A 24,594-nucleotide genomic window follows, 5' to 3' on the forward strand; every position below is an offset into this window, starting at 1 on the left:
ATGTGGGGCTTCTTTTTGTTTGAGCTAAGGATTTTAGGTAAAGGAGAAACCCAGCGCCAAGCCGTTAGTGAATTACTTGCACTTGCGAGAAATAATCCTTGACGTCAGAACGTCCAACAACTGCTTACGAGTTGGCGTATCACTGTAATTAATCAAAGAAATTTAACTGAAGATGATCAGGAGTTAATTATGAACTTGTCACAAGCGTATTTGGAATGGCGCGAAGCTACACTCCAAGAAGGACAACAAGAAGGACGACAAGAAGGACGACAAGAAGGACAACGCCTAGTTGTAGAAAATTTGCTGAGAGTCCGGTTTGGAACTCTGGATGCAGAACTGTTGGGAGTGGTTGAAGCATTAATACAGTTACCACCAGAAGAGTATAGCCGCTTGTTGTTGGAATTCTCCCGAGAAGAGTTGTTGGCTAGGTTTGGATCTAGCAACGCTTGAGAACAAGAGTCGCAAACACTAACAACTGTGGCTCTATCATTACCAGTTAGTATTGATTGAAAGTACAACGATCATGATAGAGCCGTGACAGCAAACTCAACTGATAACTCATCTTCTGTTTTTCGACTCTCTCCTTTGATTAGAATCACACTTTTGTGTCTGTATGTGGCGCTGACTACACCATTACCTTTTCTGTCCCAAGTAACAGCCGCACCCGTACCACCAACATTGTTATGGGTGGGAATTATCGTGGGTTTTATTGCCCTGTATGCAGCGTTGAGTGAACGCGTTATTGTAGATAACGAGGGAATTCAAGTGACTTATCCTCAGTGGGTACCGCGTTTTTTCCGCAAAGGCTGGTCTTTACCTTGGTCTGAAATTAAAGAGTTAAAACCCCGCACAACTGGTCAAGGAGGGATCGTTTATTACTTCCTGACTCCAGAAAGAAAAGCTTATTTACTACCCATGCGTGTAGTCGGGTTTGCCCGTCTGGTAAAACTTGTGCAAGATAAAACAGGGATAGATACAACAGATGTCTATCCCTTAGCACAACCGTGGATGTATTTAATTTTACTTGTTTTGACGCTATTTTTGCTATTGGTTGATGGCTGGGCGATCGCCACAGCTTTATCACTGGGCAAGATAACTTAAAGTGTCATACAAAGTCAGCAACCGATGACTCTGGCTGCGCGCTCATTCAAAATTCAAAATCATTTTTGAATGAGCTAATTTCCCTGTAGGGATTTCGAGTGAAACTCAAAGGACAATTCTTACACAAAGGTTTAATTTGGAAACTCAACAAGATGCGCAGACGGGAAAATTCACCCTTAAACCACAACTGCGCTTGGAACAAGTCAGTCTTTTTGCCAGTTTGAAAACCCAGATTAAGGCTAACCAAGCAGGATATCCAATTTTACAGGATATTTCCTTTGAAGTCTTGGAAGGAGAACGTGTTGCCGTTGTCGGACCATCTGGAGCCGGGAAAACTCATTTATTGCGCCTGCTGAACCGTCTGAGTACACCCACAAGCGGTAAAATCTATTTGGAAGCTCAGGAGTATGCTCAAATTCCTGTGTTGCAACTACGCTCTATTGTAACACTGGTACCCCAAGAGTCCAAGCTATTGGGAATGACTGTGCAAGAAGCATTGGCTTACCCCCTAGTTTTGCGTGGTGTCCCCAAACAAACAATTGAGCAACGCGTGAGTCACTGGATAGAACAGTTGCAAATTCCAGATGAATGGCTAACGCGGACTGAGGTGCAACTTTCTGCAGGTCAAAAACAGCTTGTGGCGATCGCCCGTGCGTTAGTTATTCAGCCGAAAATTTTATTGCTAGATGAACCAACCTTTGCTTTAGATATAGATAAGGCTGAGCGTCTGGTGGAAATTTTCAGCCAGCTTCCTCAAAATTATCAAACAACAGTTTTTATGGTAAATCACCAGCTAGAGTTAGCTGAGAAGTTTTGCACACGGCTGTTGTACTTACAGCAAGGTCGCTTACTTGTCAATCAAGACGCGTCTGAAATCAGCTGGGTTAACTTAAAAGAAAACTTAACGCAAGCAAAAGCCCAAGATGAATTTGGATTTTGAATTTTGAGATTGCTTCGCTAGCCCCTTTGGGGGCGCTGCGCAAACACTCGCAACGCTGCGCGATTTTGAATTTTCCCTATTCCTCCTTCACCGCTGAGTACTCAGCGTCGAACGTTGATTGCTGAATCTTTCTTTTGGTAACTTTGTTGGTGAGTGTGAAATATTAGCATTTAAAATTTCCATGTTAAATCTGTATCCTACATTGCGAATAGTTTGAATTAAACTAGGTTGACGGGGGTCTAATTCGACTTTTTTCCGTAATGATAAAACATGAGTATCAATGGTACGTGGATTATCTATAGCATCAGGCCAAGCACGGCGTAACAGTTCTGATCGACTTAAAGGGACTCCTCCAGCTTGTGCTAAAACGTAGAGCAAACTGAATTCCTGAGGTGTTAAATCGATAAACTCTCCTTGAAAGCGAACGCGACGCTGTACCAAATCAATTTGCAAGGAACCATAATCTAAATAAGCTGGTGCAACAGGTGTGCGCTTACGACGAATAAGTGCTTCAACCCGTGCAAGAAATTCCTGCATACCAAAAGGTTTACAAAGGTAATCATCTGCTCCCGCTTTTAAACCAGCGACGATATCAACTTCATTATTACGAGCAGATAGCATTAGAATGAGAGGCTGTTGTTGACGATGTAACCAACGGCAGAATTCAATGCCATCACCATCAGGTAAGTCGGCATCAAGAATAACTAATGTTGGTTGATGGCTTAAAAACACTTCTCTGGCTTGATAAATACTCGCGGCTTGATGCACCCGATAGTCCAGTTGTTGCAAGTGCCAGCCAAGCAATGACCTCAGATGGGGATTTCCCTCAACGATTTCAATACAAACCGAACCCACGGTGGCAAGACCCCTTAGCGTATATGAATTTCAAGGTAACAAAGCCTATGTCTTAGGTTTTGTAATCCTTGTTACCTCAATTGCTATTGGATTCATATTTACTAATAACAATACTGGCAAGGCGTTTAATTAATGGCTTGCCCAAAGCCAATTTAGTAATATTCTTAAATTTTTGTTAGACTTGGCAAAAATGCTTTTGATTACAAACCCTGCCTTACACTGGGTGCTATTTAACGAAGGAGTGCCATTCAATAAGCTAACCTTTACCAAAAAAATCTTCAAATTTGCAGTCAAACCATATCCGATATCGTGGTACAGATTGGTACTCACACTTTCCAAGGCAGTTAGGTTATTGGTTAAGGAAATTATAACAATAACTTACCGGATAATCATATTCCCCGTTTTATGGAATAGGATCGAGATAATCTGTAGCTGCTCTAGAGATTTCCTTTAGGAGGGAATGTCGTCTTTTAGTGAATGCCAAACTAAAAGTAAGGCTTCCCATTTGAACTCGAATAAATTACAATCCTCTATTCCAGATAGTTTTCCAACAGCAGTTATGCTCCAAGACACACAAACCATTCGCTATTACCAAAGACTAACTGACGCCTTCGTCGAGTTGTGGAATCGCGGTTATCGCATGGATGATATGCGGATGTATTTGGATGGCTATATAGCCGCACTGCAACACGGTAACGCCATTGAACCTTATCTGATTCATCGCTTAGAAGAGGAGGCTAATCGCTACTTGCACGATGTTTCAAACTTCACAATGACGCAACTACAACCGGATTACTATTAATATCTGACTTTTGTTATCAATAGTACCCGTACGTCAATGCAGATGATTATATCACAACCCAATTATTTGCATGGCAGCGTGAGAACTTTTGGACATATTTCTTTACAATTACAGCAAAACAGTCCTGAGTAACGAGTCGTGAGTAAAAAGTGAGTTGATTAATCACCTCACTGGTTACTCAAAACCCAGCACTCAGGACTGTCTTTGCTAAGAACTAACTCTTAAGAAGCGAGTGCGACTTCTACCATTTGCTGCAATTCGCCTTTCTGGTACAGTTCAATGAGGACGTCTGAACCACCAACGAATTCACCGTTGATGTAGACTTGAGGAATTGTTGGCCAGTTGGAATAGTCTTTAATTCCTTGACGGATTTCGTAGTCATCCAAAACATTAACTGTCTCGAAAGGAACTCCCAATGTATTTAGGATTTGGACGACGTTGTTAGAGAAGCCACACATAGGCATTAACTTGGTTCCCTTCATGAAAACCAAAATTTTGTTTTGTTGTAGCAAATTATCAATTCGCTCTTTGAGTTCTGGCGTCATCGTCTTTTTGTTTCCTGATTTGCTTTTAGTTTAATTGCTGATGTTGTCTTTTGCCTTGCATCATTAGTCCTAACAAATGACTCATGACTCATGACTAATGATTGTTTTGCCAAGCATCGGGGGTATACGTTTTTAGTGCTAAAGCATGAATCGCTTCACTAGACATGGCTTCTTTAAGCGCACCATAAACTAACTGGTGCTGTTGTACCAGTCCTTTATTTGCAAACTGCGATGAAACGACTGTCACTTGATAGTGATCACCGCCTCCAGTCAAGTCTTGTACTTGAACTAGGGCGTCTGGCAGTTCTACCTTAATCATTTCCTCTACTTGCTGCGGACTTATCATCGCAATTCCTGATTTTCTCAATCCCTAATAGGGATTGTAACTCCTCCCGTCTTTGAGCAATTCAAAATATGTTTTACTGACACGCTTTGCTTGGCGTGCAATTTCCTTATGAGGGACACAATTCTATAACTCAGCAGTATAAGAACATCTCACCACCCCCAATAATCTCATCCGATCACTCGGCTGAATGACAACTAGGGATTAGAGGCAGTGGTGAGCAAACGACGGAGGCAATTTGATTATTTCTTTTGAGGGTTCTTTTGAGGAGAGGAAGAAGGAGAGGCAGAAGGAGAAGGTGAAGAGGACGCGCTGCTACCTCCCCTAGAAAAAGGAGCATCCACGAAACCCAATTCTAATAACTGCTGATAAGCTTTTTTACCTAAATCACGTGTTGGGTTTTGACTCTTAACGATTTGCACAAGTAACGGTACAGCTAATTCTGGCTTGTTTTGCGCTCTATGTACCAATGCTAGCTGGTAGGTGGCTTCATCTCGCATTTGGGCAGTTTCCAGCGCTTTTTTGCGTTGAGCATCAGCAACTCTATTGTCAATTCCAGAAAAACTAGAATTTAGTTCTTGATAAAAATTAGAGAGCTGATTAAAGACAGCTCGTGCTTCTTGAAGTTTCTTTGCGGCTGTGTCGTAGTTTTGGGAAGAAACTGCATTACTTGCTTCTGTCATCAGACGCTTCCCTCCGTCAAGGCTCAACAGGCTGTTATTTTGTGCTGTCGGACGGAGGTTGTTTGGATCGTTCGGATCTATGGGTTGTGGTTGGCTAGAGCCAGTGGGTAGCTGTACTTGAGCATTAACAGGTGATAACAAATTCAGTGCTGCTATCACTGCTAAGGCAGTCAAGCGAAGTATAGGAACGGTTGCACAGAAGTTCATGAGGTCATTTAGAAAGATAACTAAAAAACAGTTATGGAAACTTCGGGTATCTTAACTCTGTTTTGAACTTTGACAAAACAAAGCTTTATCATTCGGCTTCTCTGATTTAGACTGAACATCAATAAAATCAGGTTCCCATAGCTTCTGCATACTACCGACTAAATTACCGCTATGAACGAACGCACAAATTCTGGTGATTTTTCAACTTTGATTGTCAAGTGATCAACAAAGCATCAAAACTATACTTGACATAGCCGACTCCAGTCTGCTTGCAGATATTCAGGTTAGTATTAACATCACCGATGATTTTTGAGAGGATTTAGAAATTGACTGAAATTACCCAAACAATCAGCAAGTGTGTCACAAAACTGCACATTAGGTTAACTATTTGCAATTTCTGCAAATGCACGAGGAGTGATTTCTAATTCCTGATAGCTTAATTTTTGGAGTGCTATTGCCAAATCACCAGTCAGACGTTTGGCATCCTGTTTTAACGAGCCTTTAGCGTAATCTGCGACTTTTATTGAAGATCCGATGTGAATACTCACATCTGTACCCCATGTCGGGTAAGGTTCGCTGTAATTGATGCCGACGGGTACAATCTTTATGTCTAATCCAGGATGATTGGATTGAGCACTCAAAGCTAAACGAGCAATTCCTGGTTTTAACGGTTGAACTTTGCGATCGCGAAAAATACCCCCCTCTGGAAAAATAACCAACATTTCTGCTTGTTCAAGGAGTTCAACGCTATGACGCAGAGTCGTAATTGAGGGGCGTTGAGGATCTACAGAAAACCCCCCTAAGCGTCGAACAAACCAGCCTTGCAACCCTTGGCATTCAGTGATAGTGACCATGAATCGCAAATCTCGTCCAGTGACACAGCGACCTGCTGCATAAGGTAATAGCAACGAATCCCAACGTGCTCGATGCGTAGGAGCAAGGATAACAGGACCAGTTTTAGGAAGATTTTCTTGTCCAGTGACTTTAATACGTCCAAAGAAAAATGGTAGAACAACATGACCTCCCAAGAAATACACCACAGGACTTAACCAAGGAGAAATCTCAGAGGTTCTAATGTGAGCCACCTTGGTATTTTCTGTTGTAGTAGCTGGATCATTACAGGAAGTATCGGAGGAAGAGTTTAACTCAATCATGACGGTGGCGACTGGCTGTTAGGTTGAATACATTCAAAACTCTGTTAATTACACCGTAGGTTTTCTTCCGTGACTTGTGTAGCGTCTGTTGGACAGTTTTACCTCTGTCCGTTAGTTAGAAAAATGTCGTCGATTGGCAAACCAAGCTTGTAATTGCTGACGACAGGAGGATTCTGAAATACCCCCAATGACACGCAAGCGGTGATTGGAAGCAGCGCTATCGGGTATATTAGCAACGGTACGAATGGCACCAGTTTTGGGGTCGTCCACGCCGTAAACTAGAAGTCCTATACGTGCCTGTACAATAGCACCTGCACACATTGGACACGGTTCCAGAGTGACGTAAAGGGTACATTGATTCAGACGCCAAGTTTGTAACTTTTGAGCAGCTGTTCTAATAGCAATAATTTCTGCGTGCGCTGTCGGGTCATTGTCACGTTCTTTCCTATTTTCTCCTTCTGCAATTAAACTTCCAGACGAATCAATCACAACAGCACCGACAGGAACTTCATCTGCATCACCGGCTATTTGCGCTAACTCTAAGGCGCGACTCATCCATTGACGATGTATGAGATATTCTGAATACTCGATGAGCATATTCTTATCGGTGAGCAGCTAAACAGCCGATTGAGCAAGAAGGGGGTCTAACTGACTTTGCGTGTCTAGCTTATAAAGGTCATCACAACCGCCGATGTGCTGATTGTTAATAAAAATTTGCGGAACCGTCCGGCGTCCATTCGCACGTTCTGCCATTTTTGCTCTGGCTGCTTCATTTCCATCAATTTTGTATTCTGTAAACTTGACACCTTTCCACCACAACAGCATCTTGGCGCGGATGCAATATGGGCAAGTTTGCCAAGTGTAGATTTCCACATTGGCTTTAACGGCTTGTGGATGGCGATTTAGGAGAGTATTAAGAAAATTCAACATAATATCTGTAAGATTATTTTTGTAAATCAATCATGATTCATCTGTCTTTAGCCTAATTCATTGCTGGCACAAATAGAGATTAGTAACCTAAAAATGCAGTTTATTTGCCCTTAGCCCAGAAGCTTAAGGCTACACGAGACTTACGCCTGCGGAGGCAGGCTCTTTGAGTGCATCTTGATACGGATTTTACGTCAAATAATAGATTTTTTTACTTAGTATTCTCTTTCTCTAAAATAAGTTCATTTTCTAAAATCAGACTATAAGGCCATGTCAAAGCTTCCAGAAAGCAACCTATCATTGTGACTATTTTTGCAGCCCAAACTATAGGAAAATTTGTGTATTCGTCTAATTCCCTTAATTTTTGTCTAAATCCAACCCATTGGATAACGACACCCAAAAGATAAGAAGACAATGCTATTAATATTTCAATTGACATATAAATTTCTCCGTCACTTTCACGTCATCAGGCATAAAATGAGTTGGCAATAGTAGATACAGCGAAACTCAGCTCAATTTCAGGTAAAGTTCGCCAGAAATTTCTATAATTTTTTGGTAACTTTTACTTATGAATAGAATTGACCCACTTTACTAGGACTTACGCACGCGCTACTAAAAACAGTGGGTTGCGATTGCTTCCCTCCGGTCGCTGCGGACTATGATTACGTTGTTCGTGCGTAAGTCCTGTTTACAAATAGATCGTTGTCAAAAAACTCTGATATTTGACGGACTCTACGAGGGCATGAACATCATTGGTGTTACATCTTTAACAGAACTTCAGAAAGCGATGCTACAAGCTTTAGAGGCTGTGGAGGAATTTATAAATTTGACATTAGTGGTTGTTTGCCACTCAGAAACTTTACCGTTTCTAGTTAGTCTCGTTTACCTATTTCTTTGCGGTATTTAGAAGATAATCGATATATAAAACGAGGAATACCATTTGACGATGTACCATTTTCTTGTTTCTCCAAAAATCCTAGTAAATAGAGTTGTTCTAGTCGGAAGAATATTTCTGCTCCACTTCTGCCTTTGAACTCCTGCTCAAGTATCTCTTGTTGTATGCTCGAATTACTGTTCCGGTTTCGTCTTTTGATAAAATTAAGAATTTGCTGCTGAGTAGGGCTCAGGCTATTTTCACGCTCATAAAAAGTCTTTTTTAGTTCTTTAGGAATAACTGCTGTTCCCTGAGGAGGAAGATAATAGAGAAAAATTGTTACAAGGAGAAAAATGACACCAAGCACGAGGGAAGCTAAACGATAATCTCCATTGGAAACAATTTGTTTGAAGACTGGTAAGTTAAGCTTATCAGTGACTCCTAAAAGAATCAGTAGTGTACCTAAAATAAAGAAAAGAAAACTAAGAGGATGGCGTTCTATAAATTCCTGGGTTGATTCTAATACCTTCATAAAAAGTTTTAGTTTACAGTTGTAGGCTAATCTTCATTTTGACTTAAGCTTATTCCTGATAAATGGTAAATGTAGTCATTTTCTGATATAATATCTACTGCTCTGAACGAGGCTCAAAATATTAGGGGTTACCGTAGCCATAAGTGTGACTTTATATCCGCCGTTAGCAGTAAAACTTAACATAGGCTCTAGTTAATACTATTTTCCATAGGTATCCCCATAGGTATCCGCCCTTTGGTAGACTTGAAAACTGAAACAGGTTTCTGGAACGACGCAAAATCAAGCAACCGAGAGGGCAGAGTTTGTGGAAAATACACTAGGGTTAGAAATTATTGAAGTCGTCGAGCAAGCGGCGATCGCATCCGCACGCTGGATGGGAAAAGGTGAAAAAAATACGGCTGACCAAGTGGCTGTAGAAGCCATGCGGGAACGAATGAATAAAATTTATATGCGCGGTCGGATCGTGATTGGGGAAGGCGAACGCGATGATGCTCCCATGCTCTATATCGGGGAAGAAGTTGGTATTTGCAGCCAGCCAGATGCCAAAAACTTTTGCAACCCCGATGAACTGATTGAAATTGATATCGCTGTTGACCCCTGTGAAGGTACTAACCTTGTAGCTTACGGTCAACCAGGCTCAATGGCTGTTTTGGCAATTTCCCAAAAAGGTGGTTTATTTGCCGCTCCCGACTTCTACATGAAGAAGCTAGCAGCTCCCCCAGCGGCTAAGGGCAAGGTGGACATCGATAAATCTGCCACTGAAAACCTGAAGATTCTCGCTGAGTGTCTAGATAGAGCGATCGACGAACTTGTTGTTGTGGTGATGAAGCGTGAACGCCACAACGACTTGATCAAAGAAATCCGGGACGCAGGAGCGAGAGTCCAGCTGATTTCTGATGGTGACGTAGGCGCAGCCATATCTTGTGGTTTCGCTGGAACTAACATTCATGCCCTGATGGGAATTGGTGCTGCCCCAGAAGGCGTTATTTCCGCCGCCGCAATGCGTGCTTTGGGTGGACACTTCCAAGGTCAACTGATTTACGATCCTGCGATCGTCAAGACTGGTTTAATTGGCGAAAGCAAGGAAGCTAACATCGACCGGTTGAAGTCTATGAATATCAATGACCCCGATAAGGTCTACGATGCTCATGAACTAGCATCTGGTGAAACTGTATTGTTCGCGGCTTGTGGAATTACGACTGGTAACCTCATGCAAGGTGTCCGCTTCTTCCACGGAGGCGCAAGAACTCAAAGCTTGGTCATTTCCAACCAATCGCGTACTGCCCGATTTGTGGACACTATCCACATGCTTGATAAACAACCTAAGGAATTGCAATTGCACTAAATTTTTGGGAAAGGGGAGAAGGGAGGAATTCAAAATTCAAAATTCAAAATTCAAAATGCTTTTGGTTTGGACTTTTGAGTTTTGTGAGATGCTATCTTTACATTTGCGCGATTGTGTCAAACGCAATATTCCTTTACCCTTTACCCTTTTCCCAATTCCCGATTCCCTATTCCCAATTAGTAACTAAGATTTAGCAAATGAATATAGCAGTGGTGGGGTTAAGCCATAAAACAGCCCCAGTAGAAGTTCGGGAAAAACTGAGTATTCCAGAACCACAAACTGAAGGTGCGATCGCGCACTTGCTCAGCTATCCTCATATTGAAGAAGTCGCAATATTAAGCACTTGTAACCGTCTGGAAATTTACATTGTCGCTCAAGAAACCGAACAGGGTATTCGGGAGGTGACTCAGTTTCTTAGTGAACACAGTAAACTACCAGTCATATCTTTACGACAAGATTTGTTTGTTTTACTCCATCAAGATGCTGTCATGCATTTGATGCGTGTTGCTGCTGGTTTGGATAGCCTGGTTTTGGGAGAAGGTCAAATCTTGGCTCAAGTGAAAAACACTCACAAGCTAGGACAACAGTACAACGGTATAAAAACAGTTTTAAATCGCTTATTTAAACAAGCCATTACAGCAGGCAAACGAGTTCGCACTGAAACTAGCATTGGCACTGGCGCAGTCTCCATCAGTTCGGCGGCTGTGGAGTTGGCGCAGATGAAATTAGAAAATTTAACGGCTTGTCGAGTGGCAATATTGGGTGCTGGCAAAATGTCACGGTTGCTAGTACAGCACCTACTATCTAAAGGCGCTGAACAAATTTGTATCTTAAATCGCTCTCTCGGACGGGCGGAGGAATTGGCAAAGCAGTTCCCCGGACAACCGATCAAAACTTGCTTGCTTTCGGAAATGATAACAGTAATAACCGATAGTGATTTAGTGTTTACGAGTACATCAGCAACAGAGCCGATTCTTGACCGAGCTAAATTAGAGATGGTTTTGGAACCTAGCCGACTGTTGACATTGATTGATATTTCTGTGCCACGTAACGTTCATGCGGATGTGAATACATTGGCAAACGTACAGGCGTTTAATGTGGATGATTTAAAGGCGGTTGTTGCACAAAACCAAGAGAGTCGCCGCAAGATGGCGCAGGAAGCAGAAGGACTTTTAGAAGAGGAGACAGAAGCTTTTGATGTTTGGTGGCGATCGCTTGAAACAGTCACGACTATTAGCTGTTTGCGGAATAAAGTTGAAACTATCCGCGAACAAGAACTGGAAAAAGCTTTGTCGAGATTAGGTTCAGAATTCGCTGAAAAACATCAAGAAGTTATCGAAGCTTTGACAAAAGGAATTGTTAACAAAATTTTACATGATCCAATGGTACAGTTGCGAGCTCAGCAAGATGTTGAGGCAAGACGCCGCTGTATGCAAACTTTACAAATGTTGTTTAACCTAGATGCAGGCGAACAGTTTAGCTAAATGACTAGTACTGCTGCCGAGTCAGTTACCGCCACGCTCCAGTAGTTAAATAATTCCACGGAGTTCCCCACTCTCTACAGGGTGGGGATGGGCTTAATGGTTGACAGTATGAGTTGAGTTTCGCACTCTTAAGCACACAGGGCACACCGGAACTAGAACACCGATTCAGTATTCATGCATGTGACTAAAAAACCCGGTAACTTCATCGTTGAGTCAACGAAATTTCGGTTTTCTCAGTAACAGAAACCGGGTTGCGTGGGATTAGTGAATCGGTGTTCTAGTGTTTGAGAATTGTGATTTTGTCATTTCACGACGAGAATTCAGCAACGCCTAGAATTGAACTGTATATCAAGCTTGATGACATTGTCATGAACAGCAAAAAAGTCAAGGTGCAGTCTCTGTATACTGTCACCGATGAAGAACTTATGCTCATGAGTTCGCAAAACCCAGAACTTCAGTTTGAACGTAATGCTGATGGAACACTAGAAACTATGCCACCGACTGGGGGGATTTCTGGAAATAGAGAAATAAAGGCAGGAGCGTATCTGCTTAATTGGGTAGAAAATCAGGATTTAGGTGAAGTTTTCAGTTCAAGTACGGGTTTTAGATTACCCAATGCTGCTGTACGTTCCCCTGATGCAGCTTTTGTGGCTAAAGAACGCTTAAGCGAAGGTTGGGATGAACAAGAGGACAAGTTTCTCAACCTAGCACCCGACTTTGTGATTGAAATTCGTTCTAAAAACGATAGTTTAGAAAAACTCAAGGCAAAGATGGAGGAATATATAGCTAATGGTGTCAAGTTGGGATGGTTAATTGAGTGTCAAAATCAGCAAGCTTTGGTTTATCGCCTGGATGGTTCAATAACCCAGTATCCAGCTACAGCAATTTTGAGTGGTGAAGACGTTGTGCCTGGGTTTACACTGCTGTTAGCAAAGTTATTGTAGAAGTTAAATAATGTAAAATCGCGAATCGGTGCTAATGGTTAAGATTGTTTAGTAAGGGTCGGGTAATGCAATTGTCATAGGCTGATGACTAGTGGCTTATTTAAACGAAGTTATAGACTCATTTCCCTGCTGTTAGGTTTATGGCTGTTTTTTGATTTCATTTCCCACATAGCAGCAGAAATCTTCTGGTTTAGTGAAGTTGGATATTTACGAGAATTTTGGTTGCGCTTGTTGACGCAACTGGGTGTGTGGGCACTTGTCTTTTTCACCTCAGTCGGCTTTTTATTCAGCAATTTTATTGTTGCTTCTAAGTTAAAGTATCCCTTAGTCGGACAAGGGGACAAGACAATTCAAAATGAACTGCGTCCCGCTGCGCTAACAAAATTCAAAATTCAAAATTCAGGACTTGGATTACGCTTGCTATTGCCAACAGTGATAGTACTGAGTGCGGTTGCAGGATTGATACTTATTTACTATGGTCAGCAAGCCTTAAGTTTTTGGCATCCCAATATTAAGTTACCTAGCACGAAGTTGTCATTGACACCTTGGGTACAGCAGGTGTTGCAGCAAATGCATATACAGCAGATTCCTCTGCCAATTGTGCAGTCAATTTTGTTGGTAGTGTTGACAATTGCGATTATTATTTATCATGAGTTTTGCTTGAGGGCGATCGCCCTCCTGATTTGTTTACTGCTAGCTTTTCTGTTGTCAGCACATTGGGATGAAATTCTACAGTATTTTCATGCTACTAGTTTTCATCGCACAGAGCCGCTATTTCAACGAGATATTAGCTTCTATATATTCTCTCTGCCGATTTGGGAACTGTTGGCATTTTGGCTAGTCGGGCTGTTTCTCTTTGGCGTCATTGCAGTCACTCTCATTTACCTGTGTTCGGCAAATACTCTGAGTGAAGGAAGATTTGTAGGGTTTTCTACACCGCAGCGACTCCACTTGAAGGCCTTAAGTATTTTATTCATGTTGGCAGTTGCTCTGTATTATTGGATTGCAAGATATAAACTTTTGTATTCCACCCGTGGAGTCATTTATGGTGCTAGCTACACCGATGTTAAGGTGCTATTGCCAATTTATACTGGGTTGAGTTTTTTAGCAGTGGCGATCGCCATTTACTTACTACTGCAAATTATTCTTTTATCTAGAGCAAAGAAAACAAGCTTTAAACCAATTCCCTATCCACCTCAACTCATTTGCACACTGGGACTATACATTTTTGTGGCGGCGGTTTCTGGAGAAATTTTACCCTCAGCAGTACAACGCTTGGTTGTGCAACCAAATGAACTGACTCGTGAACGTCCCTACATTGAGCGCACGATTACCTTCACCAGAGAAGCTTTTCATTTAAACGCTATCGAAGCGAGAACTTTTGATCCACGAGGTCAACTAACTGCGACTGATTTGCAAAAAAATGACCTGACAATTCGCAATATCCGGTTGTGGGATACACGCCCTCTTCTGGAAAGTAACCGCCAGTTGCAACAAATCCGACCTTATTACAAGTTTCCTGGCGCTGACATTGACCGTTATACGCTAAAACAGGACGAAAAAACTGAAAAGCAACAGACAATCATAGCAGCGCGGGAACTAGACTATGGTGATGTTCCTGCACAAGCACAGACATGGATCAATAAGCGTCTTATTTATACTCATGGCTACGGTTTTACACTTAGTCCGGTGAATGTTGTTGCTCCCGGCGGATTACCTTATTACTACGTCAAAGATATTGGAGTTGATGACGCAGATAACCAAGCTTCGTTGATGATATCGAATGAATCAGTTGAGCAAAGTATTCCCATTGCTCAACCGCGCATTTATTATGGCGAAATCACCAATACTTATGTGATGACGGGGACAAAAACCAAGGAATTGGACTATCCGAGTGGATATGACAACGTTTATAACGTTTACGATGGACGTGGAGGAATCTCGATTGGTGCAATGTGGCGGCGCTTGGTATTTGCTGAGTATTTGAAAGATTGGCAGATGCTGCTGACGCGTAATTTTACACCGCAAACAAAGCTGCTGTATCGCCGTAATATTAAAGAACGAGTCCAGGCGATCGCTCCTTTTTTACGTTACGATAACGATCCTTATCTGGTTGCGGCTGATGGGGGAGGAACAGATATCAAAGGTGGGAAGACTTCTTTGTACTGGATGATTGATGCTTACACCACGAGCGATCGCTATCCTTATTCTGACCCAGGCAAAAATGGATTTAACTATATTCGCAATTCTGTAAAAGTTGTCATTGATGCCTACAATGGCAGTCTTAATTTCTACATTGCCGATCCAACAGATCCAATTATTCATACTTTAGGAGCGATCTTCCCCAGATTGCTAAAACCTCTGGATGAGATGCCCGTTGCTCTTCGTAGCCATATTCGGTATCCACAAGATTTTTTTAGTATTCAATCTGAGCGATTATTAACATATCATATGACAGATCCACAGGTTTTCTATAACCAAGAAGACTTGTGGCAAATACCCGACGAGATTTACGGTAGTAAACAGCAACAGGTAGAGCCTTACTACCTAATTATGAAACTTCCTCAAGCACAATCAGAAGAGTTCATTTTATTACTACCCTTCAAGCCTGTACAACGGGCAAATTTAATTGCTTGGTTAGCAGCACGTTCTGATGGTCAACAATACGGTAAAATGTTGCTCTACGAGTTTCCAAAGCAGCAGTTAGTCTATGGAACAGAACAAATTGAAGCTTTGATTAATCAAGATCCACTCATTTCCCAGCAAATTTCTCTTTGGAATCGTCAGGGTTCAAGAGCAATTCAAGGAAACCTGTTAGTCATTCCGGTAGAACGTTCTTTATTGTATGTTGAACCTCTTTATTTAGAAGCTGAGCAAAATAGCTTGCCAACACTTGTTAGGGTAATTGTTGCTTACAATAACCGGATTGTGATGGCAGAAACTTTGGAACAAGCTTTTGCTGCAATTTTTCAAGAAAAGAAACCTACAACTCCCCCAATTATTCGTCCTGTAAAGTAACCAACTTCTCGTTCTTATGCTTTGCATGGGAACGCCTGAAAGTGGCCTGCTGCCTTCTGATTCTATTGAGGCTATGTAATGATCAAAGACGAGTTGGAACGCTTGCTGTATGGCAATTAGGCACAATAATGCTAATAATTTCCAAAGGAAGAACCGCATTTTTATAGCGCTTCTCATTTGAGCATGCATTGAGCAATTAAAACAGTACACAGTACACAGTGACCAGTACACAGTACACAGTGAAGGAGTCAGGAGTCAGGAGTCAGGAGTCAGGAGCGGAGCCACCAGCCTCCGGAGCTCCGGTCAGAATAAAAGAGTTAATTGATTCTTCTATTCTGAATTCTGGATTCAGCAATACTGAATACTTCTTCAAACTGATAACTGATAACTGGTAACTGTTAAAGAATTTGAAGAAGAAGTCAGAAGACAGCAATTCTTGATTCAGCAATATGATTGGATGGGGATTCAAACCCCAACCAACTGTGGACACCGTGTAGACAGTGGGGATTCAAACCCCTTACTCATCCGCCAGTCGCACAGAAGTTCATTCTGACTTCTGGCTCCTGACTCCTGAGTTCTCCTGTTGAAATTTTTAATTGTACATTTTGAAATTCTTATAGTAAGGGCTGTTTTCTCGCTCGATAATCTAATAAAGCTCCTTCACTGACTACAGTTCGTCCATTTCTTCTGCGAGTAGGAATTTGTCCTTTCTGCAAAGCCATGTAAAGAGTTGACTGTTCTACTTGTAGGTATTTTGCTGCTTGTACAAGTGAAATGCCACGCTTAAGCATATTCAATCCTCCTGTTCTCCTAGTTTTGAAACCCACCAAACAAGGTGAAATGTAAAGAACTACTTAAGAAATCTTATTTTTCTTCGTAATTCGTAACAGAATTAACATAACTTCACAAATCTCAAACACCAAGCGAGTGCTGCTCAAAGAAGAACAGCACAACAATTTGACGTAAACCTAATTAGATCGATATCTAAGAAGATCATAACAAAAGATGAACAATGAGGAGTTTAAAATTCTGCTACGTTTTTTTAAAGCGTTAGCAGATGAAAGCCGACTCAAAATTTTAGGTATCCTGGCAAATCAGGAGTGTAGCGTTGAGGAGTTGGCGGCGCTACTACAACTTAGAGAGCCGACGATATCGCATCATTTGGCAAAACTCAAAGAACTCAATTTGGTGACTATGCGCCCGGAGGGCAATGCTCGTTTTTATCAGCTAGATAATCAAGCTTTGCAAAGCATGGGCAAACAGATGTGTACGCTTGAAAAAATAGCCTCTTTGGTTGAAGACGTGGATACTGAAGCCTGGGAGAGCAAAGTACTCAAAACCTATGTTGAAGGTAACCGCCTCAAAGAAATTCCTGCTAACCGCAAAAAGCGGTTAGTGATTCTCAAATGGTTAGCAAGTAAATTTGAGCAGGGAGTGAAATACCCAGAGCACACACTCAATGAAATTCTCAAGTGCTACCATCCTGACTACGCCACTTTGCGACAAGAGCTTATCAGCTACCAGTTGATGCTAAAGGACAATGGGATGTATTGGCGTTTTGTACAAGAATAACGAGTCAGTGTTAAGACAATACGGTTTGAGTTAAGAAATTTATCCGTTCAGACAAGCTCAAGAGCTCAACAGCTCTTGAGCCAGCGATGAAATTTTATCATTGAGACTCCCTATAGGTATTCTCTGGCAGAGACTGGGAATAAGAGATTCGGTGTGATCACCCAGTCTATAGGAATCGTCTGTGTACTCAATCAATTAATGTAAATAACAATACTTTTTTAAGTGAAATTACATAGAAATCAGGGTGGGTTTACCAAAAATTTACAAAAATGTGGCAGACTTCATCAAAAATATATAAGCAAATATTCAACAAATTTACTAACTTTGGATGAGAAGTAAGTATAATCCGTATCTGTTTGTTGCCTTGGTTTTAGAATTTCTAAATTTTTTAGGTGGCAGGTATAGCATCTGACTATAGATACGGGCTTTTGATTAATTTTGATTAAGTTGTCTTCACACTAAATATCAGTAGGTTTTCGTTATGTTCAAAAAAATCTTACTGCCGACCTTAGTAATCTCAGGTACGCTTTTTGCCTCCTTCATGTTACTCATAGCCTTGGAAGGATCTAAGCCTGTGAAGGTGCAAGTAGATGATCAAGAGATGTTCTATGGGGAACTAAAGGATTTTGTATCTCCCGGAGTCGGAGCTGGATTCAGTTTTGGACTGGGATTTGCGGGTGTCATACTGTGGACATGGCAAAAATCTTTACGTCAATCTTCCGAGTTAGAAAAAGAGTTGTCTAATCTCCAAAAGGTGGTTTCGGAAAAAGACTCTCAAATTCAGGCGCTGAAAGTTTCACCATCTAATCCGATGCTTTCTCAACTCAGATGGTTTTTAGACGAAGATGAAAGCAGAGTTCAAGCTGCTATCTCTACTCCAGCAGCCATCTCTACTCAAAATGTAAGTTCTGCTAAACAGGCTACTCCAACTGTTTCGACAAAAAATGGAGACAACATCACATATTCTCAAGCCGTTACCAAACCACTGGTGATTACAAGTACAGAATATGAGGCTCAACCGATAACAATTAGTCAATTAACTGTTAGTCAATTAACTGCGCAAGCAGCGACTTCTACTTTAGGATTTACCCAAAGGTATCCCAGTCGGGCTGATGCTTAAGAAGAACGCAGAAAATAGAACACAGAACACAGAATCTATCTCCATAAATCAATAGAGTGCAAGTCCTTCGCGGAGCATTGACAGATGGAGATTTGATCAAGATTGGACTAGGCGGAGCGATTCTGGTAGCTCCGCACCTTGTTTTTGAGCCTTCTCTTGAGTCCGGGAAGGCAGTATCAGTAAGGTGGGTATGGGTAAGGAACGGTAATGCCCATCCCACATTAGCTATGTGTTTGAGTTAATTGAAAAAATGTCAGAAATATTTTGGATTTTGGGAGTCAAATGAATGACAATTTGTTGAAAAAAATGGCTGCGACTTGTGCGGGTATTGTTTTGAGCTTGACTGCAACACAAATTAAACCAGTGCAAGCAGCATCCGTCTTTTGGGATTTGAATTTTTTCAATGATTCTGGTGAACAAATCGGAAATGGAGAGTTTAGTTATGACCCAGAAAAGACGGCTATAGTTACGTTTAACACATTTACACCCACTACTGGAACAGGGACAACAACAATATCAGTAACTGGCATTGTTGATAGCTTTTCTGTAAATGTTGCTGGTTTGGAATGGGGTACAAAAGATTTTCGTAATCGAACTTTTTGGTGGGTTCCCAATAACTCTGAATCAACCAAAGGACAATCAGTACGTGTTCGTTCTGTCATACCCGTATCCATCGTAAATTCTTGGCAGCTAATAGAAAACGATGTTACAGTAGGTCCATTTGGTCCTTACACAAGGTTCAGTATGAGTGGGGGGAGTACAGAATTTTTAGGTGAGGGAACTTGGGAGCAAACAGAAGTTGTTGCTAGAACAGATTCTTCTGGTAACTTCATGGGTTATAATTTCCTCGAAACTAAGGGAGTTTGGACTGGAGTTCAGAGAAATGCCAAATCAATCCCGGAAGCTTCTTCAGTATTTGCTTTGTTGGGACTTGGTGCGACAGCATTTTCTCGTAAATTGCGAGTGAAATTTTGATGGATAATCAACAATGAAGGTATCAGTGTAGGTAAGGCTAGACTAGCCCACACACACTGATAACGTAAGCATTCAGGCGATTTTTATGCTGACTTGCCTAGGTAAGCCTCCAAAACTTTGGAATCACGCTGAATTTCTTCTGGTGTTCCGTGAGCGAGATTTCGCCCTTCGGCTAGCACCCAAACACGATCGCACAATGACATGATCACATCCATATTGTGCTCGATAATCAGAAAAGTCATGCCACTGTTGTTCCAGCCGCTAATGCGATCGCATATCTCATCTATCAGTCTTGGATTCACACCAGCAGCTGGTTCATCTAGTAAGATTAATTTAGGGTTCGTCATCAGCGCCCTTCCCATTTCCAGCAACTTACGTTGTCCGCCTGATAGCCCTCCAGCATAATCATATGCTTTGTGCGCCAATCCCACCGACTCCAAAAGGAAAAGTGCTCGTTCTTTGAGTTCTTTTTGTTCTTGTGCAATCTTGGGTTGTTGAAATTGGACTTGCCAAAAATTTTCGCCTGTTTGTTTTTGCGCTGCTAACAGCATATTTTCTAGCACTGATAAGCGTGACAAAGTTCGGGCTACCTGAAAGGTACGCACCATTCCCATCTGGGCGATTTGGTATGGCTGTAAGTTCTGTATAGGTTCGCCATCAAAGGTGACTCGTCCTTTGTCTGGGCGGATGAAGTTTGAGAGTAAGTTAAATAATGTCGTTTTGCCTGCGCCATTAGGACCAATCAATCCTGTGATACTACCACTTAAGGCTTGAATTTCGGCATTATCTACAGCCTTAATACCACCAAAATTTTTACAAAGTCCAGTTGCAGCCAACAGAGGAAATTGGGATGACTCGTTATTTGCCAAGGGTGAGTTCCTCCTTTTTCCCTAAGATGCCTTGAGGACGCCAAATCATCAGTACCATTAAGATAAGACCTATAATCATAATCCGCAATGCACCCAAACGGTCTGAATCGAGAGGGAGAATTTTATCTAAGTTACGAGTTCCTTCATAGTAAAGAAAGTAAAGCACTGCACCCAAGATTGTGCCGAGATTATTACCAGAACCACCTAAAATGACGATAATCCAAGCGTTGAAAGTTTCTATCGGCTCAAAATTATTTGGGTAAATTGCCGAAAGTTGCCATGCTATGAAAGCACCTGCAAGCCCTGCGATCGCACCTCCTAACATCAGCGATTGGAGTTTGTACCAAAACACGTTTTTTCCCAATGCTTTGGGAATTTCTTCATCTTCGCGGATGGCTTTGAGGATTCTACCCCAAGGCGATCGCACTAAAATTTCCAACCGCCAGAAGACAAAAGCCAATACTATCAGTGACACCAACATCAAACCTGCTGTCGCGCTGTAGTCATACAAGCCGATAACACCAGATATATAAATTGCCACTGTTAACAGTGCTAAGAAAACTCCGATAACCAGGCGTGAGATAAATTCTTGCTGACTACCGACTCTCTTGTCTGAATCAGCGCCCTTTGAGACTCTAGAAAAACGAACCCACCGCCATAACTGCCATAAACTGATAACCGCAAGTAGCGTCAACAGCGCAATCAACAGAAGTTTGACGAAAAGATTAGGGGCAAGAGTTGCCAATGGTATAGGATAACTTTGGACACCAAACGCTCCAGATCTCCACTCATTACCAACAGGTAAATCTTGGTTATTCACCACAAGACGAATCAGTTCGCCAACGCCAATAGTCACAATTCCCAGGTAGTCTTCTCGTAAGCGCAAAGTCGAGAAACCAATTGCCAAACCCAACAATGCTGCGATAACTGCCCCAATGATTGCTGAGAGAACCAAAGGAACTCCTTTCAAGGTTAATAATACAGTGGTGTATGCGCCCAGCGTCATGAAGGCAACATGACCAAAGTTAATCAAACCTGTAAAGCCCCATTGTAAGTTTAGCCCTAGACCGAACAATGCAAAAATTGAAGTCGAAATCGTTAAGAAAATCAGATATTGAGCCATAAGTTATGAGTTATTGATCATTAGTTGACATTATGCATTGATAAATGTATAATTACACAATATTGATCTCTACAAAAATTTGTCAAAGTCAGCGCAGCAATATTTTCACGAGCCTAAGAGTGTCAAGTAAAATACGTTTCATGGCACTACCAAATGGTTAAACTTGTTACAATCAACATCTTGTACGACATGGCAGACTGGGAGCAACGGCGAACTCTCTTAGTTGATGGACTTCAGGCCGAACAAGCTGACTTGATTGCTTTACAAGAAGTTAAGCTGCCAGAGAACACAGCTGCTTGGCTTGCGAGTCAGCTTGGTATGCCATACGTGTACTTGGTTCCAGACAGTCGTTCAACAAATATCAACGACATGGGGGTGGGAAATGCGATTCTCAGTCGCCACCCATTTGTGGAAGAAGCAGTTCTGGATTTACAAACTCAGGGACGAGTTGCTCAATATGTGCAAGTTAATCTGGATAATCAGCCATTGGTGTTTTGCAACGGACATTATTACTGGTATCCGGGTGATCATCCTGAACGTACTAAACAAGTGCAGTTACTAATCGACTGGTTAAGTCAGCTTCCATCGTCCATACCAATCGTCGCAGTGGGTGATTTTAATGGCACACCTCAAACTCCAGCTATCACGCTGATTAAACAAAATTTTACATCAGCCTATGCTGAGTACCACGGACAAGAACCAGAATACACCTGCCCGACACCTCTTGCTCGCCGTACCTGGAAAAAGGCACTGCGCCTACTTGTACGGGACTTAATATCTAACCGGACTTTCCGACCTTGGCGCGGTACCTTAGACTACATCTTCATCAATCAACATTTGCGGGTACGTTCGTGTAAAGTCATTCTCAACCAGCCTGCACGGAAAAGCCGCACTTTGTACCCTTCCGACCACTTTGGCATTGCTGCTGACTTGGAATTCGTTTAAAAAAACTCTGGCTAGGCAAGGATTATCAGGAACAATCACAATGGTGAAATCAGCGCCAAAACTTCTAACTGTTGATGAATTTATAATAACGACCAACTTGTTTCCTCAACCTTTCCCAACCTGCAACTCACGGCAAAACAAGTATTTGCAGCAGGACAGTCTGTTGCCATGTAGTTTATTTGGGAAGTAGAGGTCTCATGATAAAATTCTTATGTGTCAGACTTATGCCAGATGTTTAAGGTGAAGAATTAAGCAAACACTTAAAACTGTATAAGGTAGACAGGGATTGCTGCCACCTTAGCTTAAACTTGTGTTTGAAAATCACTTTACTTGAGATTTCCTTATGGACGCTACGGCACTTTGGCAACGATACCAGAAATGGTTATATTTCCACGAAGGATTGGGACTATACCTGGATGTAAGCCGGATGCGGTTTGATGATGCAATTGCCCTGAAGTTGCAGCCAAAGTTTGAAAAAGCTTTTGCAGATATGGCGGAACTTGAGAAGGGGGCGATCGCCAACCCAGACGAAAACCGCATGGTTGGACACTACTGGCTGCGCAATCCTGACTTAGCCCCGACACCAGAACTCACACAAGAAATTGTAGACACCATAGAACAAATCGAAGTGTTTGCCGAGAAAATCCACACGGGTGGAATTCATCCTCCCAAAGCGGCTCGCTTTACTGATATTATCTCTATTGGTATTGGTGGTTCTGCTTTAGGTCCCCAATTCGTTGCTGAAGCTTTAGCCCCAGACTTTCCACCTCTAGGAATTCACTTCATTGACAATTCCGATCCAGCAGGAATTGACCGCACTTTGATTCATTTGAGAAACCGCCTAGCCAGCACTTTGGTCTTGGTGATCTCCAAATCTGGAGGAACACCAGAACCACGCAATGGAATGATTGAAGTCAAAAAAGCTTACGCTGGACAGAATTTGGACTTTGCCAATTATGCGATCGCCATTACTATGCCTGGTAGTAAACTCGATGAACAAGCAAAATCCGAAAACTGGCTCGCAAGGTTTCCCATGTTCGACTGGGTAGGAGGACGCACCTCAGAAATGTCTGCCGTGGGGCTATTACCTGCAGCATTGCAAGGCATCGATATTATTGCCATGCTAGAGGGTGCAAAAGAGATGGATGACGCCACCCGCGTAGCTGATATTAAACAGAACCCAGCCGCATTGTTAGCTTTGTCTTGGTACTACGCTGGCAATGGACGGGGCGAAAAAGACATGGTTGTCCTACCTTACAAAGACAGCTTACTTCTTTTCAGTCGTTATTTGCAACAGCTGGTGATGGAATCCTTGGGTAAGGAAAAAGACTTAGACGGCAACGTTGTTCACCAAGGTATCGCCGTTTATGGCAACAAAGGCTCAACTGACCAACACGCTTATGTTCAGCAGTTGCGCGAGGGAGTGTCGAATTTCTTTGCTACTTTCATTGAAGTTTTAGAAGACCGAAAAGATCCATCTTCAGAACTTGAGGCTGGAATTACAATGGGCGACTATCTCTCTGGTTTTTTGCAAGGAACTCGACAAGCACTTTATGAAAAACAGCGCGACTCGATTACAGTAACGATTCCCCAAGTCAATTCTCGAACAGTGGGTGCTTTAATTGCATTATACGACCGCGCTGTGGGTTTTTATGCTAGCTTAGTTAACATCAACGCCTACCATCAACCAGGCGTTGAAGCTGGGAAAAAAGCTGCTGCTGCAATTCTTGAGTTGCAAAAACAAGTCATAGAAGTTTTGCAAACAGAAAAAACAGCGCTTACCCTGGAAGAAATTGCTCAAAAAGCAGGTGCAGCAGACAAAATTGAGGCAATTTACAAGATTGTGCGTCACATACACGCAAATCAGCGCGGAGTCGTGTTGCAAGGAAATCTCGGACAACCCAGCAGTTTGAAAGTTTCTCTCAACTGAATGAACTCTTAACGCTTCATCTGTGGAGACGCGATAAATCGTGTCTCCATACAGCTATTTGCTAAATACTAACCGCTGAGTGCTTCACATATCCAGGACTACGCAAACAAACCTGGTTTCTACCAAAAATCGTCTGTTTCGCAACTCAATACGAACGAAGAAATCGGGTTTCTAGAACGCCGGTACAGTAGTCCCAAAAACCCGGTTTTTTTATCGTTGAATCAACGAGATATCAAGCTTTGCAAACGAAGAAACCGGGTTTTTTATTCTCCATTTTGATGAATGTATCAGCGCTCTAGCAGATAG

At 42.1% G+C, this 24,594-nt stretch carries 25 protein-coding genes; 13 read left to right on the plus strand and 12 right to left on the minus strand.

Annotated features, from left to right (window positions below; all coding sequences use genetic code 11):
* Positions 1–189: 189 nt before the first annotated feature.
* The 3 genes from DP117_RS35375 to DP117_RS12035 all read left to right on the plus strand — a co-directional run bounded on the left by DP117_RS35375 (position 190) and on the right by DP117_RS12035 (position 2,041).
* Entirely contained in the window at positions 190–450 is a 261-nt protein-coding gene (locus DP117_RS35375) for a hypothetical protein (RefSeq protein WP_211176060.1), read from the plus strand.
* A gap of 84 nt (positions 451–534) precedes the next feature.
* Positions 535–1,101: a hypothetical protein gene (locus tag DP117_RS12030; RefSeq protein ID WP_169218541.1), complete on the plus strand. Its 567-nt coding sequence runs from the start codon at positions 535–537 to the stop codon at positions 1,099–1,101.
* 136 nt (positions 1,102–1,237) lie between these two features.
* Positions 1,238–2,041 (plus strand): ATP-binding cassette domain-containing protein, encoded by an 804-nt coding sequence (locus DP117_RS12035; RefSeq protein WP_169218542.1) that lies wholly within the window; start codon positions 1,238–1,240, stop codon positions 2,039–2,041.
* A gap of 87 nt (positions 2,042–2,128) precedes the next feature.
* Here the strand turns inward: DP117_RS12035 and DP117_RS12040 are convergent, their stop codons facing one another.
* A complete protein-coding gene (locus DP117_RS12040) occupies positions 2,129–2,896 on the minus strand; it encodes a response regulator transcription factor (RefSeq protein ID WP_169218543.1) in 768 nt (255 codons plus the stop codon).
* A 559-nt stretch (positions 2,897–3,455) separates the two neighbouring features.
* Between DP117_RS12040 and DP117_RS12045 the strand changes: the two genes are divergently transcribed.
* On the plus strand, positions 3,456–3,698 hold the full coding sequence (locus DP117_RS12045; protein ID WP_169218544.1) for a DUF6761 family protein: 243 nt from the start codon (positions 3,456–3,458) through the stop codon (positions 3,696–3,698).
* A gap of 221 nt (positions 3,699–3,919) precedes the next feature.
* Here DP117_RS12045 and grxD read toward each other — a convergent pair whose 3' ends face one another.
* The 8 genes from grxD to DP117_RS12085 all read right to left on the minus strand — a co-directional run bounded on the left by grxD (position 3,920) and on the right by DP117_RS12085 (position 8,963).
* Positions 3,920–4,243 carry a Grx4 family monothiol glutaredoxin gene (gene grxD / locus DP117_RS12050; RefSeq protein ID WP_169218545.1) on the minus strand — a complete coding sequence of 108 codons (324 nt, stop codon included), beginning with the start codon at positions 4,241–4,243 and terminating at the stop codon, positions 3,920–3,922.
* A gap of 94 nt (positions 4,244–4,337) precedes the next feature.
* Positions 4,338–4,589 (minus strand): BolA family transcriptional regulator, encoded by a 252-nt coding sequence (locus tag DP117_RS12055; RefSeq protein WP_169218546.1) that lies wholly within the window; start codon positions 4,587–4,589, stop codon positions 4,338–4,340.
* Positions 4,590–4,828: 239 nt separating this feature from the next.
* Positions 4,829–5,476: a hypothetical protein gene (locus DP117_RS12060; RefSeq protein ID WP_169218547.1), complete on the minus strand. Its 648-nt coding sequence runs from the start codon at positions 5,474–5,476 to the stop codon at positions 4,829–4,831.
* 380 nt (positions 5,477–5,856) lie between these two features.
* Entirely contained in the window at positions 5,857–6,630 is a 774-nt protein-coding gene (locus DP117_RS12065) for a 1-acyl-sn-glycerol-3-phosphate acyltransferase (protein ID WP_169218548.1), read from the minus strand.
* A gap of 111 nt (positions 6,631–6,741) precedes the next feature.
* Entirely contained in the window at positions 6,742–7,227 is a 486-nt protein-coding gene (gene tadA / locus DP117_RS12070; protein ID WP_169218549.1) for a tRNA adenosine(34) deaminase TadA, read from the minus strand.
* An 18-nt stretch (positions 7,228–7,245) separates the two neighbouring features.
* Positions 7,246–7,560, minus strand: coding sequence for a glutaredoxin 3 (gene grxC / locus DP117_RS12075; RefSeq protein WP_169218550.1), 315 nt, complete (start codon positions 7,558–7,560; stop codon positions 7,246–7,248).
* A 208-nt stretch (positions 7,561–7,768) separates the two neighbouring features.
* Positions 7,769–7,996: a hypothetical protein gene (locus DP117_RS12080; RefSeq protein ID WP_169218551.1), complete on the minus strand. Its 228-nt coding sequence runs from the start codon at positions 7,994–7,996 to the stop codon at positions 7,769–7,771.
* Between the two features lie 433 nt (positions 7,997–8,429).
* Positions 8,430–8,963 carry a hypothetical protein gene (locus tag DP117_RS12085; RefSeq protein WP_169218552.1) on the minus strand — a complete coding sequence of 178 codons (534 nt, stop codon included), beginning with the start codon at positions 8,961–8,963 and terminating at the stop codon, positions 8,430–8,432.
* 304 nt (positions 8,964–9,267) lie between these two features.
* Between DP117_RS12085 and glpX the strand changes: the two genes are divergently transcribed.
* The 4 genes from glpX to DP117_RS12105 all read left to right on the plus strand — a co-directional run bounded on the left by glpX (position 9,268) and on the right by DP117_RS12105 (position 15,754).
* Positions 9,268–10,308: a class II fructose-bisphosphatase gene (gene glpX, locus DP117_RS12090; protein WP_169218553.1), complete on the plus strand. Its 1,041-nt coding sequence runs from the start codon at positions 9,268–9,270 to the stop codon at positions 10,306–10,308.
* Between the two features lie 197 nt (positions 10,309–10,505).
* The gene (locus DP117_RS12095) at positions 10,506–11,792 is read left to right on the plus strand and encodes a glutamyl-tRNA reductase (RefSeq protein ID WP_169218554.1); all 1,287 of its coding nucleotides are present in this window, start codon (positions 10,506–10,508) and stop codon (positions 11,790–11,792) included.
* Positions 11,793–12,160: 368 nt separating this feature from the next.
* Positions 12,161–12,736: a Uma2 family endonuclease gene (locus tag DP117_RS12100; RefSeq protein ID WP_169218555.1), complete on the plus strand. Its 576-nt coding sequence runs from the start codon at positions 12,161–12,163 to the stop codon at positions 12,734–12,736.
* Between the two features lie 84 nt (positions 12,737–12,820).
* Positions 12,821–15,754, plus strand: a complete 2,934-nt coding sequence (locus DP117_RS12105) for a UPF0182 family protein (protein WP_169218556.1) — start codon at positions 12,821–12,823, stop codon at positions 15,752–15,754.
* A gap of 614 nt (positions 15,755–16,368) precedes the next feature.
* On the opposite strand, the gene DP117_RS12110 is transcribed toward DP117_RS12105, so the two are convergent.
* Positions 16,369–16,545 (minus strand): helix-turn-helix domain-containing protein, encoded by a 177-nt coding sequence (locus tag DP117_RS12110; protein WP_169218557.1) that lies wholly within the window; start codon positions 16,543–16,545, stop codon positions 16,369–16,371.
* 214 nt (positions 16,546–16,759) lie between these two features.
* Between DP117_RS12110 and DP117_RS12115 the strand changes: the two genes are divergently transcribed.
* The 3 genes from DP117_RS12115 to DP117_RS12125 all read left to right on the plus strand — a co-directional run bounded on the left by DP117_RS12115 (position 16,760) and on the right by DP117_RS12125 (position 19,421).
* Complete coding sequence (locus DP117_RS12115) at positions 16,760–17,326, plus strand: metalloregulator ArsR/SmtB family transcription factor (RefSeq protein WP_169218558.1); 567 nt, start codon at positions 16,760–16,762, stop codon at positions 17,324–17,326.
* 481 nt (positions 17,327–17,807) lie between these two features.
* A complete protein-coding gene (locus tag DP117_RS12120; RefSeq protein ID WP_248277639.1) occupies positions 17,808–18,446 on the plus strand; it encodes a hypothetical protein in 639 nt (212 codons plus the stop codon).
* Between the two features lie 282 nt (positions 18,447–18,728).
* Complete coding sequence (locus DP117_RS12125) at positions 18,729–19,421, plus strand: hypothetical protein (RefSeq protein WP_169218559.1); 693 nt, start codon at positions 18,729–18,731, stop codon at positions 19,419–19,421.
* A gap of 83 nt (positions 19,422–19,504) precedes the next feature.
* Here the strand turns inward: DP117_RS12125 and DP117_RS12130 are convergent, their stop codons facing one another.
* Entirely contained in the window at positions 19,505–20,290 is a 786-nt protein-coding gene (locus tag DP117_RS12130) for an ABC transporter ATP-binding protein (RefSeq protein ID WP_169218560.1), read from the minus strand.
* Positions 20,280–21,413, minus strand: a complete 1,134-nt coding sequence (locus DP117_RS12135) for a branched-chain amino acid ABC transporter permease (RefSeq protein ID WP_169218561.1) — start codon at positions 21,411–21,413, stop codon at positions 20,280–20,282. Before DP117_RS12135 ends, DP117_RS12130 begins: the two co-directional genes overlap by 11 nt.
* 153 nt (positions 21,414–21,566) lie before the next feature.
* On the opposite strand from DP117_RS12135, the gene DP117_RS12140 reads away from it, so the two are divergent.
* Together DP117_RS12140 and DP117_RS12145 are read left to right on the plus strand one after the other, a co-directional pair.
* Positions 21,567–22,358 (plus strand): endonuclease/exonuclease/phosphatase family protein, encoded by a 792-nt coding sequence (locus DP117_RS12140; protein WP_169218562.1) that lies wholly within the window; start codon positions 21,567–21,569, stop codon positions 22,356–22,358.
* A 343-nt stretch (positions 22,359–22,701) separates the two neighbouring features.
* Positions 22,702–24,288, plus strand: a complete 1,587-nt coding sequence (locus DP117_RS12145) for a glucose-6-phosphate isomerase (protein WP_169218563.1) — start codon at positions 22,702–22,704, stop codon at positions 24,286–24,288.
* The last annotated feature ends 306 nt before the right edge of the window (positions 24,289–24,594 follow it).

The sequence above is a fragment of the Brasilonema sp. UFV-L1 genome (assembly GCF_012912105.1).
In the GTDB taxonomy this organism is placed as follows: Bacteria; Cyanobacteriota; Cyanobacteriia; order Cyanobacteriales; family Nostocaceae; genus Brasilonema.

Coding starts and splice junctions, on each gene's coding strand:
- DP117_RS12135 (WP_169218561.1), bottom strand. CDS start 21,413: ATGGCTCAATATCTGATTTTCTTAACGATTTCGACTTCAATTTTTGCA.
- DP117_RS12115 (WP_169218558.1), top strand. CDS start 16,760: ATGAACAATGAGGAGTTTAAAATTCTGCTACGTTTTTTTAAAGCGTTA.
- grxC (WP_169218550.1), bottom strand. CDS start 7,560: ATGTTGAATTTTCTTAATACTCTCCTAAATCGCCATCCACAAGCCGTT.
- DP117_RS35375 (WP_211176060.1), top strand. CDS start 190: ATGAACTTGTCACAAGCGTATTTGGAATGGCGCGAAGCTACACTCCAA.
- DP117_RS12080 (WP_169218551.1), bottom strand. CDS start 7,996: ATGTCAATTGAAATATTAATAGCATTGTCTTCTTATCTTTTGGGTGTC.
- DP117_RS12055 (WP_169218546.1), bottom strand. CDS start 4,589: ATGATAAGTCCGCAGCAAGTAGAGGAAATGATTAAGGTAGAACTGCCA.
- grxD (WP_169218545.1), bottom strand. CDS start 4,243: ATGACGCCAGAACTCAAAGAGCGAATTGATAATTTGCTACAACAAAAC.
- DP117_RS12125 (WP_169218559.1), top strand. CDS start 18,729: ATGAATGACAATTTGTTGAAAAAAATGGCTGCGACTTGTGCGGGTATT.
- DP117_RS12060 (WP_169218547.1), bottom strand. CDS start 5,476: ATGAACTTCTGTGCAACCGTTCCTATACTTCGCTTGACTGCCTTAGCA.
- DP117_RS12100 (WP_169218555.1), top strand. CDS start 12,161: ATGAACAGCAAAAAAGTCAAGGTGCAGTCTCTGTATACTGTCACCGAT.
- DP117_RS12095 (WP_169218554.1), top strand. CDS start 10,506: ATGAATATAGCAGTGGTGGGGTTAAGCCATAAAACAGCCCCAGTAGAA.
- DP117_RS12120 (WP_248277639.1), top strand. CDS start 17,808: ATGTTCAAAAAAATCTTACTGCCGACCTTAGTAATCTCAGGTACGCTT.
- DP117_RS12085 (WP_169218552.1), bottom strand. CDS start 8,963: ATGAAGGTATTAGAATCAACCCAGGAATTTATAGAACGCCATCCTCTT.
- DP117_RS12110 (WP_169218557.1), bottom strand. CDS start 16,545: ATGCTTAAGCGTGGCATTTCACTTGTACAAGCAGCAAAATACCTACAA.
- DP117_RS12105 (WP_169218556.1), top strand. CDS start 12,821: ATGACTAGTGGCTTATTTAAACGAAGTTATAGACTCATTTCCCTGCTG.
- tadA (WP_169218549.1), bottom strand. CDS start 7,227: ATGCTCATCGAGTATTCAGAATATCTCATACATCGTCAATGGATGAGT.
- DP117_RS12045 (WP_169218544.1), top strand. CDS start 3,456: ATGCTCCAAGACACACAAACCATTCGCTATTACCAAAGACTAACTGAC.
- DP117_RS12065 (WP_169218548.1), bottom strand. CDS start 6,630: ATGATTGAGTTAAACTCTTCCTCCGATACTTCCTGTAATGATCCAGCT.
- DP117_RS12140 (WP_169218562.1), top strand. CDS start 21,567: ATGGTTAAACTTGTTACAATCAACATCTTGTACGACATGGCAGACTGG.
- DP117_RS12145 (WP_169218563.1), top strand. CDS start 22,702: ATGGACGCTACGGCACTTTGGCAACGATACCAGAAATGGTTATATTTC.